Source organism: Streptosporangium oxazolinicum, from assembly GCF_039537505.1.
Classification (GTDB): domain Bacteria; phylum Actinomycetota; class Actinomycetes; order Streptosporangiales; family Streptosporangiaceae; genus Streptosporangium; species Streptosporangium oxazolinicum.
The window spans coordinates 199,345-210,689 of record NZ_BAABAQ010000005.1; the positions used below are offsets into that span (position 1 = coordinate 199,345).

Below are 11,345 nucleotides of genomic sequence, written 5' to 3' on the forward strand. Positions count from 1 at the left end.
AATCAGAGGGTCATACGGTGACACGGCGCAGGCGCGACTTGGGAGCCTCCTCGCCGGGGAAGACGCGCTTGACGCCGTCGCCCAGGGCGGTCTCGATGATCCGGATGTCGCGGACCAGGTGCTCCAGCCCGGCGGGCTCCAGCGAGGCGGCGTGGTCGGAGCCCCACATGGTGCGGTCGAGCGTGATGTGCCGCTCCACGGTCACCGCGCCCAGGGTCACCGCCGCGAGCGAGATCTGCAGGCCGCGCTCGTGGCCCGAGTAGCCGACCGGCACGCCGTACCGCTCCTGGAGGGTGACGATCGCGCGGAGGTTCGCCTCCTCGGGAGGCAGGGGGTAGGTGGAGGTGGCGTGCATCAGCACCAGCTTGGAGGTGCCGACGATCTCCACCGCCCGGTCGATCTCCTCCAGCGTGGACATGCCGGTGGACAGGATGATCGGCTTGCCGGTCGCGGCGAGCGCGCGGAGCAGCTCCAGGTCGGTCACGCTCGCCGAGGCGACCTTGTGGGTGACCACGTTCATGGACTCCAGGAACTCCACCGACGGCACGTCCCACGGCGAGGCGAACCAGTGCAGGCCGCGCTCCTCGCAGTACTTGGCGATCTGGGTGTACTCGTCCAGGCCGAACTCGGTCCTGATCTTGTATTCCATGTAGGTCATCTCGCCCCAGGGCGTCTGCCGGATCTGGTCGCGCTGCTCCAGCGGCACGCAGATCTCCGGGGTGCGCTTCTGGAACTTGACCGCCTGGCAGCCCGCCTCGGCCGCCACGTCGATGAGCTTGCGCGCGATGTCCAGGTCGCCGTTGTGGTTGATGCCGATCTCACCGATCACGTAGACCGGCTGCCCGGCGCCGACCAGCGCGTCACCGATCTGGACGGGCTTGGCGACCGGGGTGAGCCGCAGCTCGGCGCGAGGCGCGGGAGCGGTGGCGACCGCGTCCTCGCGGTCCACCGGGCGGGCCGCGAGGACGCGGTCGCACAGCTCCCGTACGGCTCCGGCGCCTCCGGGCCTGGTCAGCACGGTCCTGGCGGCGGCGCGGACCTTGGGGTGGGCGTCGGGGACCGTGACCGGCCAGCCGACGTCGCTCATCGGGCCCAGGTCGTTGACGTCGTTGCCGACGTACGCGACGCGGGCCGGGTCGATTCCCTCGATGGCGAGCCAGTCGCGCAGCACGGTCCGCTTGTCGGTGAGGCCCTGCAGGACGGGCACGCCCAGCTTGCGGGCGCGGGCCGCGACCACCGGGTTGTGCTCGGTGGACATGATCATCAGCTTGACGCCGGAGCGGCGCAGCAGCGAGATGCCCATGCCGTCGGAGCGGCTCACCGCGACCATCTCGCGGCCGTCCTGGTCGACGTAGGCGCGGTCATCGGTGTGCACGCCGTCGAAGTCGGTGATCACCGCGTCCACGTCGATCGGCTCGGGCTCGTCGACGAAGGGCGCGAGCGCCCGTACGATCTCCAGGTCCTCGGGGGTGTCGATCTCGATGGCGTGGCGCGAGGGCACCTGCTGCACGGCGACGGCGCCGAAGAAGCGGTGGCCGTGCTCGCGCAGGCCCTCGGTGCGCATCACGTAGAACGCGCCGGTCTCGCGGAAGTTCGGCTCGCGGTCCTGGCGGCGGGGGCGGTAGGACGGGTCGTGGTTGACCCCCGCGCCGTTGGCGCTCCACAGGAACTCGTGCGTCTCCAGCCCGGAAAACACCACGTCGGCACTGCCGTCCAGGACCTTGGAGATCGCGCTGTCCAGGTCGGCGGGGTCGATGAACGCGCTGGTGCACTGCACCAGGATGACCACCTCGGGGGTCTCGGACACCTGGTCGAGCGCGTGCAGCACGGCGGACTCGCTGGAGGCGGTCGCGCCGCTCAGATCTCCGGGGCGGTCGATCACGGTCGCGCCCGCGGCGCGGGCCACCTCGGCGATTTCCTCGTGATCGGTGCTGACCACGACCTCGTCGACCAGCTCGGCGCGCACGCAGGCCCGTACCGCACGGGCGACCAGGGGACTGCCTCCCACCGCGGCCAGGTTCTTCAGGGGGACCCCCACCGAACCTCCACGGGCGGGGACAACGGCCAGGACTCGCAAGGTGGCTCCTCATGACATACGGCGAACGCCCCTGAGCTGGGGTGTCATAGGAACCTAGCCACGAGGGTGACCGGAAAGGGGTGTCTGAGCTGAACGTCCAGAGTCGCCCGTCTTAACTTTCCGCGCCACCGGGAGCCCCAGCCTGGCGTGCCGCGGACGGCACAGGACGGCACGCGCGGCATCTTCCATAACGGTCATACCGGGCAGGGAAGGCCGGGCGGCGTCGGTCGCGGTGACCCGCGGATCCTCAGACGGCCGCGCCGATGGAGCCCATGAGCATGGGGAGCGAGCGTTCCAGGCCGCGGCGCCAGTAGGGCCAGGAGTGGGTGCCGGGGCCGTAGAAGTCGACGGCCACCTCGGCGCCGTTCGCCCTGGCCCGCTCGACGAAGGTCACGGCCTGGAGGAGCAGGGAGGCCTCGCCCTCGTCCCGTGCCTCGGAGGCGTCGTCCAGCGGGCCGGGGGCGCCGTCGCCGCTGGAGACGAAGAGCCGCACCCCGCGCAGTGCGCCGGTGAGGTCGGCCGGGTTGTGGGCGGCCCACCGCGGATCCCGGGGGGAGCCCCAGAGCTTCACGGACTCCTCGCCGTACTGCCCGAGCAGCCAGTCGACGCCGCCGTTGCCGTCGCGGGTGTGCAGCACCCCGGAGTAGGAGGCCGCCGCCTGGAACATGCCGGGATGGCGGGCCGCGTACGACATCGCCCCGAACCCGCCCATGGACAGCCCCGCCACCGCCCGCCGGTCCCCGGCTCCGTAGTCGCGCTCCAGGACGGCCCTGACCTCGGTGAGGTGGAAGGTCTCCCAGCCGGGGCCCTCGCGCCAGTCGGAGTAGAAGCCGACGGGGCCGCCCTCGGGGATGACCACGAGCGCGCGGTAGCCCGAGGTGAGCTCCGCGGCGCCGCCCTTGGTGACCCAGGTGTCGTAGTCGGACTGGCAGCAGCCGTTCAGCAGGTACAGCACCGGCCACGGACCCGAGTCCGGTGTCCACCCCTCGGGCAGCAGGACCCGCACCCTGCCCTCGCGGCCGAGCGCGGCGGAGGTGACGGTGAGCTCGTGGTCGCGCTCACCCAGCTTCTTCACCGCGACGGCGGAGGCTCGCGAGTGCTCCTCGCCGTACGGGCCGGTCGAGGACGGTGGCAGCAGTGCGAGCAGCACCGCCACGACCGCGACGGCGGCCAGCAGGAGCACTCCCAGACGTGCAGCGGTGCGGTTCACGCCGCCAATCCTCCCGTGTCCCGCCGATCGCGTGAAGCCCACATGTCGTACCGGCTCCGGGAAGGGGACTGTACCGGTTCCGGAGAAGGGGCGGCGAGGCGGTGTGTCCGGCGGGGACGGGTCTCTGATTAGGACCGTCCAATCATGTTAATTCTGGTGACATATGGCGTTTTACTAACCCGAAAGCTTGAAAATTACACAAGATCTATTCAGGATTCTCCACGTGGGTTGTAAAGATCGTGTGCACCCCGCGTCGCTCTGCCCGGCGAGAAGCTCTCGCCCGGAGTGAAGGAGAATGCGTGTCAAACACCCCTCGACGCCGGCGAACGGTCCTGGCCGGGATCACCGCCGCCCTCGTGCTCGTGCTTCCTCAGGGCGTGGCCCAGGCCGCACCCGCCCCCGAAAAGATCCACAAGACCGTTCTGGCGGATCTGGCCGCGGACGACAAGGCCACCTTCTGGGTACGCCTGAACAGTGACGCCGATCTCAGCGCGGCCCGCAGGGCGAAGACCAAGACCGAGAAGGCCACGCAGGTCTTCCAGGCCAAGACCGAGCTCGCCACCTCGTCGCAGGCGGGCCTGCGCAAGCTGCTCACCGCCGAGCGCGCCGACTTCACCTCCTTCTGGATCGCCAACGCCATCCAGGTGACCGGCAACGCCAAGCTCGCCGAGGAGATCGCCAAGCGGCCCGAGGTGGACAGGATCGAGCCCGGCCGGGTCGTCAAGGTGCCCGAGCCGCTGCCCGGCAAGGAGGTGGCGAAGATCAACGCGATCGAATGGAACATCGACCGCGTCAACGCCCCCCGGGTCTGGGACGAGCTCGGCGTCCGCGGCGAGGGCATCGTCGTGGCCAACATCGACACCGGCGTGCAGTTCGACCACCCCGCGCTGGCCGCCAAGTACCGGGGCAAGGACGCCGGCGGTGGCGTCGACCACGACTACAACTGGTTCGACCCGGCCGGGATCTGCTCCGGCACCGCGCCGTGCGACAACAACGGCCACGGCACCCACACCATGGGCACCATGGTGGGCGACGACGGCGGCGCCAACACCATCGGCGTCGCCCCCGGCGCGAAGTGGATCGCCGCCAAGGGTTGCGAGTCCAGCAGCTGCTCGGACGCCTCGCTGCTCGCCGCCGGGCAGTGGGTGCTCGCGCCCACCGACCTGAACGGCGACAACCCGCGTCCCGACCTGGCGCCGCACATCGTCAACAACTCCTGGGGCGGCGGCGGCTTCGACCCCTGGTACAAGGAGACCGTCGACGCGTGGGTCGCGGCGGGCATCTTCCCCGTCTTCGCCAACGGCAACGTCACGAACGCGGGCTGCAACTCCAGCGGCTCACCCGGCCAGTACGTCGCCAGCTACAGCGCCGGCGCGTTCGACGTCAACAACACGATCGCCACCTTCTCCACCCGGGGCTCCGGCGAGAACGGCGAGATCAAGCCCAACCTCGCGGCCCCCGGCGTGAACGTGCGCTCGTCCGTGACCAATAGCGGGTACGGGGCCAACTCCGGCACGTCGATGGCCGCGCCGCACCTGGCGGCCACCGTCGCGCTGATGTGGTCGGCCTCTCCCGCCCTGCTGGGCGACATCACCACCACCCGGGAACTCCTCGACCGGACCGCGATCGACGTCAACGACACGCGCTGCGGCGGCACCGCCGCCGACAACAACATCTGGGGCGAGGGCAGGCTCGACGCGTTCGCCGCGGTCCAGGCCACCCCCGCCGGTGAACTCGGCGGGCTGACCGGCACCGTCACCTCCGGCGGCACGCCGCTCGCCTCGGCGGCCGTCACCGTCACCGGGCCGCTGAACCGCACGACCACCACCGCGCAGGACGGCACGTACGCGCTGCCCCGCCTGCTGGCCGGCGAGTACGAGCTCACGGTCACGAAGTTCGGGTACGACGACGCCGCCACCGTGACCGTCACCGTCGTGGCCGACCAGACGGTCACCCAGGACGTGTCGCTGACGCGGCGGGCCTCGGGCACGGTCTCGGGCACGGTCACCGCCGCGGGCGCTCCCGAGCCCGGTGCCACGCTGACCGCGGTGGGCACCCCGGTCAGCGCGGTCGCCGACGCCGCGGGCCGCTACCGGCTCACCCTGCCCAACGGCGACTACCAGCTGAAGGTCACCCCGGGCTCCCGGTGCGCGGGAGAGCTCACCGTGCCGATCACGGTGAACGGCGACCTGACCAGGGACGTCGACCTGCCGCGCCGCACCGACTCCTTCGGCTACACCTGTGACAGCGCCGCCGAGGCGTACGTCGCGGGCACCGCCAAGAGCGCGCTCACCGGCGACGACGCGGTCCAGCAGATCGCGCTGCCGTTCACCTTCCCGTTCTACGGCACCGGCTACACCGGCGCCTGGGTCAGCACCAACGGGTTCCTCGCCTTCAGGGACAGCGCCGCCCTGGCGAGCAACGCGGCCCTGCCCGCCACCGCCGCGCCCAACGCGGCGCTCTACCCCTTCTGGGACGACCTCGTGCTGGACGACCAGTCCGGCCTCTACACCGCCACCGTCGGAACCGCGCCGAACCGGACCTTCGTCGTCGAGTGGCGCAACGCCCGCTTCTACGCCGACGCCACCCAGCGCGTCTCGTTCTCGGCGCTGCTCGGTGAGAACGGCTCGGTCGGATACCGCTACGACAGCGTCGACAGCGAGCGCGACGCCGGGATCGGTGCCACGGTGGGCATCGAGAACGCGGACGGCACCGACGCGCTGCAGTACTCCTTCAACAGTGCCGCGATCGGCGACGGCCAGAGCCTGACCTTCACCGCGAGCCGGCACGGCCTGCTGGCCGGTACCGTCACCGACGCCAACGACGGTAAGCCGCTGGCGGGCGCGACGGTGAAGGTCGGCGACGTGGCGACCTTCACCACCGGGGCGGACGGCACGTTCCTCGGGCAGATCCTGCTGGGCGACTACCGGGTCGAGGTCTCCAAGGAGAACTACGGGACCTTCACCCAGGAGGTCACCGTCACCGCCGGAGCCCGTACCGTGGCCGACGTCGCGCTCGCCACCGGACAGGTGACGGCCTCGGTCGCCGAGCTGACCCTGGTGCAACCGGCGGAGACCACCAGGACGGGCACGGTCGAACTGTCCAACCTGGGGGTCACCACGGCCTACACCGTGGTCACCGACCCCGCCCAGGGCTGGCTGAGCGTGACCCCCGCCACCGGCCAGCTCGCCAAGGGTGGGTCGGTGACGCTGAAGGTGACCGCCTCCAGCGCGGGTGTCCAGCCGGGCACCGTACGCACCGGCAAGCTGCTGGTGCGCTCGGCGAGCGGCCGCAACCCGCAGATCGAGATCCTCGTGACGGTCGTGGTGCCCAAGCACCAGGTCGCCGTCGAGGTGGGCGGCACCAAGGACGTCGTCGACGCCGCGGGGGACCGCTGGACCGCGGACCGCAAGCACAGCACCGGCGGTCACGGCTACGTCGGCACCGCCACCAAGACGAACACGGCGAGCAGGACGATCACCGGCACCACCGAGCAGGCGCTGTTCAGGAGCGTCCGCGAGGGGATGCTGGAGTACCGGTTCGACCGGGTGCCCAACGGCACCTACACCGTCGAGCTGGGCTTCGCCGAGACCCGGGGCAAGCGTGAGGGCCAGCGCGTCTTCGACGTCATCGTCGAGGGTCAGCTGGCGATTCCCGCGCTGGACCTCGCCCTGGAGACCGGCGCGTACACCGCCACCACCCGGCAGTACACGGTGAAGGTCACCGACGGCCAGCTCAACGTGCGGTTCGCCAAGCGGACCGGCGACACCGTGCTCAACAGCGTCCGTATCTCCGAGCGTCCCGACAAGGCCACCCCGTAGTGGCCTGAACCCGGTCGGCCCGTCCCGCCTTCCCCGCGGGACGGGCCGTGCTCGTTTCCCGGTCATTCGCGACTGTTCGCAGCTGTTTACGGTGGTTCGCGGGCCGGTGGTTGGGGATCGGCCGGTCCGGGGTCGGGTGATCCGGGGGCCGGTCCGGAGCGAAGTGGTTCGCGGCCGGGGCTCGCGGGCCGGTGGGGCGGGCAAAGTCCTGGCCAAACGGTGTTACAGGTCGCGTGGAGCCGGGGATTGGCGGGATGTGTCGTGATTCACGGAGGCCGCCATGGTCAGGAAAGCCACCACCGCTTCGAACGGCAGGACGCGGGGCCGGGCGAACGAGGAACAGCCGTCGCACATCACCGTGCCGGTGATCGGCACGCTGACCGTACCGCCGCCGGACCGGCTGGTCTTCTACGGGGTGCTGGGCGTGCTGGGCGCGTTGGGAGTCATCGAATGGCCCGTCGCGTTCGTCGTCGGCCTCGGCCACTACCTGTCGGAACAGCGGAGGTCCCCCGCGCTGCGGCAGGCCGGGCAGGCCGCCGAGGCGGCGTAGCCGGGACCGGGGACGCCTTCACCTGGCCTCGGGACCGGGACGGGGACAGGGGTAGGGGCCGGGGGTGATGGTGATGGCCCCTGTCGGCGAACTCGCCGGGCAGGGGTGGGCGCAGATGGGGGCGCTCTCCCTCGCCTTCGTGCTCTCGGCCGGGATCGGCCTTGAGCGGGAGGTCCGGCAGAAGAGCGCGGGCCTGCGCACCCACACCCTGGTCGGCTTCGCCGCCGCCCTGATGATGCTGGTGTCGAAATACGGCTTCGCCGATGTCCTGGGGGAGCACGTCACTCTCGATCCGTCCCGGGTGGCCGCCCAGATCGTGTCCGGCATCGGCTTCATCGGCGCGGGCCTGATATTCGTCCGAGGTGACGCGGTCCGCGGCCTCACCACCGCCGCGGCGGTCTGGCTCACCGCCGGGGTGGGCATGGCGGCGGGGGCCGGGCTGTGGCTGCTGGCGATCGTCGTGACCGTGGGGTACTTCATGACGGTGTTCATCCTCACGCCGCTGGCCGACCGGCTTCCCCGGTCCAAGTACGCGCCCTCGCGGCTCCAGCTGACCTACCGCGAGGGGCGGGGCGTGCTGCGGTCGGCACTGGCCGAATGCACGCACCGGGGATTCGGCGTGGACGAGCTGTCCGTTGAGCAGCGCTCCGGGAAGCGGATCCCGGAGGCCGTGTCGCTCTCGCTCACCGTGCACGGCGCCGGCTCGATAACGGAGCTGACCACGGCGCTCTCCGAGATCGACGGGGTGCTCGCCGTGGTGAGCCTGGACGCCAACACGGCGGCGCTCTGAGAGCGGGGACGCGACCGGTATTGCCGAGAAAGGCAAACAAATACAATTACCGCCCCCCGGCTGACCGAAAAGGCGTTATGTGATATCTGTCACATTCATTTAGCGGCTCGTTGACTCAGCCAATTGACCGGCGAACAATATATCTGTCGTTAATTTCACGTCGACCGGGAATGCCGTTCCCGTGAGGTGCGCGGCGGGATGAAGCATGACGGCGACCGGTCGATCCGCCACGTCACCAAGGGTGTCGCGTCCGCGTTCACGGGCGTCCTCGCGCATCGACCCCCGTCCCGGATTCACCGATGAACGGCACATGAACCGGCCTGTTCGCGCGGGCATGAGCGCGAATTCGTGCGGTCCGGCCGGAAAGCGACGGCGTGGAGGTGAGCATCGCGTGTGACCGTCGAACAACAGCGTGAACAACCCCGGATCTCCCCGGGATGGCGCCTTGTCATCGCCCTGGCCATAACGCAGACCGTCGGCTACGGCATTCTCTACTACGCGTTCGCCGTTTTCCTCAGCCCCATGCGACGCGACCTGAACGCCTCCGCCGGCCAGGTCACCGGTGCCTTCACCCTCGCCGTACTGATCACCGGACTGGCCGCCCCGCTGGTCGGCCGCCTGCTGGATCGTCACGGTGGACGCGTCCTCATGACGCTGGGCTCGGTCGCGGGCACGCTGGCGACGTTCGCCTGGTCGCGGGTCGACGATCTGCCCGGCCTGTACGCGGTCCTCGCCGTCATCGGCCTGGCCTCGGCCATGACGCTCTACGAACCGGCGTTCGCGATCGTCGTCGCCTGGTTCGACCCCGGCCGCCGCTCCGCCGCCCTGCTGACCGTCACGCTGGTGGCCGGATTCGCCTCCAGCGTCTTCCTTCCCCTCACCGGGCTGCTGGTCGATCGCCACGGCTGGCGTACGGCCCTGGTCGTGCTCGCCGTCATCCACGCCGTGACCACCATTCCGCTGCACGCCTTCTTCGTACGCCGGCCACCTCGCGCCGGGAGTCCCGGCCGCGCCGGGCGCGAGGACCGGCCGGGGGGCGCCGGTCTCGGCCGGGCGATGCGCGGGCGGCCCTTCTGGCTGCTGGCCGTCGCGTTCGTCGCGCACACCGCGGCCGTCGCGATCGTCGCCGTTCACCTGCTCGCCTACCTCACCGAGCTGGGCCATCCTCCCACCTTCGCCGCCTTCGTCACCGGGCTGCTCGGTGTCCTGTCGGTCACCGGCAGGCTCGTCACCACCGGTCTCCACCGGCGCTTCCCTGCCGCCGCGGTCACCGCCGCCGTCTTCCTCCTCCAGGCCGTCGCCGCGGCGTCCCTGCCGCTGCTCGGCGGGAGCGAGGCCGGTGCCGTCGCCTGCGTGATCGCCTTCGGGGCCGGGTTCGGGGTGGGCACCCTCGCGCGCCCCGTGCTGGTCGCGGAGCGGTACGGGGCCGCCGCCTACGCGACCATCGCCGGAGCGCAGGCCCTTCCGATCATGCTCGCCAAGGCGCTCGGCCCCCTGGGGGCGGCCTTCCTCGGCCAGAGCGCGGGCTACCCCGTCGTGCTGCTCTCGGTGGCCGTCTCCAGCGTCGTCGCGGCCGTCGCGCTCATCGCCTACGGAAGATCCCAAGGGTGACGGTGCGGACGCCCGCATTGACAGGCAACCGAAAGGTTGCTTGAATCCGAACATGCATCCGAACGGTTGCCTAACTCTGTGAGACAGCATGGACGCGGTATTCAAAGCCCTCGCCGACGCCAGTCGCCGGAAGCTGCTCGACAGCCTCAACCGGCGTAACGGCCAGACCCTGCGCGAGCTGTGCGCGGAGCTGGACATGACCCGGCAGGCCGTGACCAAGCACCTGTCCGTCCTGGAGGCGGCCGGTCTGGTGGAGACGGTCAGACGCGGCAGGGAGAAGTTCCACCACCTCAACGCCGCGCCCATCAACGAGATCGCCGATCGGTGGATCGGCCGCTACGACCGCGAGCGGGCGCGCGCGCTCGCCGACCTGAAACAAGCCCTGGAGGGTACGGACGTGTCCGAGACCAGCTTCGTCTACGTCAGCTACATCAAGACCACGCCCGACCGGCTGTGGGAGGCCCTGACCAGCCCGGCCTTCATCGGCCGCTACTTCGGCGGCGGGGGCCCGCGATCCGACTGGACGCCGGGGGCCCCGATCGAGTGGAAGATCTCCGCGGACGGCGAGTTCCACGACTGGGGCCAGCGGGTGCTCGAGGCCGAGCCCGGCAAGCGTCTGTCGTACACCTGGCACAACTACGAGCGGGAGGTGGCCGACCTGTTCGGCTGGAGCGACGAGAAGCTCGCCGAGCTCAGGAAGGAGCCGACCTCGAAGATCACCTTCGAGATCGAGCCCGTCGGTGGGGCCACGGTGAAGCTGACCGTGACCCACGAGGGCCTCGTCGCGGGCAGTGAGATGATCAAGGGGGTCAGTGAGGGCTGGCCCGGGATCCTGTCGAACCTGAAGACCCTGCTGGAATCGGGCGAGACGCTGCCGATCGATTAGGCGCCGGACGCCCGCCCCCGCTCGTCCGGGTATACGTGGTTGTTCATGTGGTTTGTTACCTGAGGATCCCGTGGGATGAGTAGGGGATACTCATGCTTCCCGCCGCGCCCCCCGCCTAGCGTTCGGGAAGAACCGGTCCCGCCGATCCACGAGGGGCGGCGTGGAAGGGCTGGATCCGTCCTTATCACCGTTGTCACCGTTTCGTTGACTCCGGCGCCACTCCTCGCGGGTGTCGCACCGGCTATGGGAGAGGCCGCGAGCCTGGCGGGGGCCGGCTCGCGGGCCATCCCGTCCGGCGACCCCGCGACCGTCGCGAACCGGGCATCCGGTACGGGTCCGGCCGCCGCGGTGACCGGCCTCGACGGGCGCCCCGTCCGCGCTCACCGGCGGCGGCGAGGCC

Annotated in this window: 7 protein-coding genes; 5 read left to right on the top strand and 2 right to left on the bottom strand. The window is 70.6% G+C overall.

The window, feature by feature from the left end; genetic code table 11:
- Positions 1-10: 10 nt before the first annotated feature.
- Both ABD817_RS16355 and ABD817_RS16360 read right to left on the bottom strand, forming a co-directional pair.
- Positions 11-2,077 carry an N-acetylneuraminate synthase family protein gene (locus ABD817_RS16355; RefSeq protein ID WP_344918777.1) on the bottom strand — a complete coding sequence of 689 codons (2,067 nt, stop codon included), beginning with the start codon at positions 2,075-2,077 and terminating at the stop codon, positions 11-13.
- A 247-nt stretch (positions 2,078-2,324) separates the two neighbouring features.
- Positions 2,325-3,287 carry an alpha/beta hydrolase gene (locus ABD817_RS16360; protein WP_344918778.1) on the bottom strand — a complete coding sequence of 321 codons (963 nt, stop codon included), beginning with the start codon at positions 3,285-3,287 and terminating at the stop codon, positions 2,325-2,327.
- A 299-nt stretch (positions 3,288-3,586) separates the two neighbouring features.
- Between ABD817_RS16360 and ABD817_RS16365 the strand changes: the two genes are divergently transcribed.
- The 5 genes from ABD817_RS16365 to ABD817_RS16385 all read left to right on the top strand — a co-directional run bounded on the left by ABD817_RS16365 (position 3,587) and on the right by ABD817_RS16385 (position 10,945).
- On the top strand, positions 3,587-7,108 hold the full coding sequence (locus tag ABD817_RS16365) for a S8 family serine peptidase (protein WP_344918779.1): 3,522 nt from the start codon (positions 3,587-3,589) through the stop codon (positions 7,106-7,108).
- A 280-nt stretch (positions 7,109-7,388) separates the two neighbouring features.
- The gene (locus ABD817_RS16370) at positions 7,389-7,658 is read left to right on the top strand and encodes a hypothetical protein (protein ID WP_344918781.1); all 270 of its coding nucleotides are present in this window, start codon (positions 7,389-7,391) and stop codon (positions 7,656-7,658) included.
- A 73-nt stretch (positions 7,659-7,731) separates the two neighbouring features.
- Positions 7,732-8,448: an MgtC/SapB family protein gene (locus tag ABD817_RS16375; RefSeq protein ID WP_344918782.1), complete on the top strand. Its 717-nt coding sequence runs from the start codon at positions 7,732-7,734 to the stop codon at positions 8,446-8,448.
- A gap of 393 nt (positions 8,449-8,841) precedes the next feature.
- A complete protein-coding gene (locus tag ABD817_RS16380) occupies positions 8,842-10,059 on the top strand; it encodes an MFS transporter (RefSeq protein ID WP_344918783.1) in 1,218 nt (405 codons plus the stop codon).
- A gap of 88 nt (positions 10,060-10,147) precedes the next feature.
- On the top strand, positions 10,148-10,945 hold the full coding sequence (locus tag ABD817_RS16385; RefSeq protein ID WP_344918784.1) for an ArsR/SmtB family transcription factor: 798 nt from the start codon (positions 10,148-10,150) through the stop codon (positions 10,943-10,945).
- Positions 10,946-11,345: the final 400 nt, after the last annotated feature.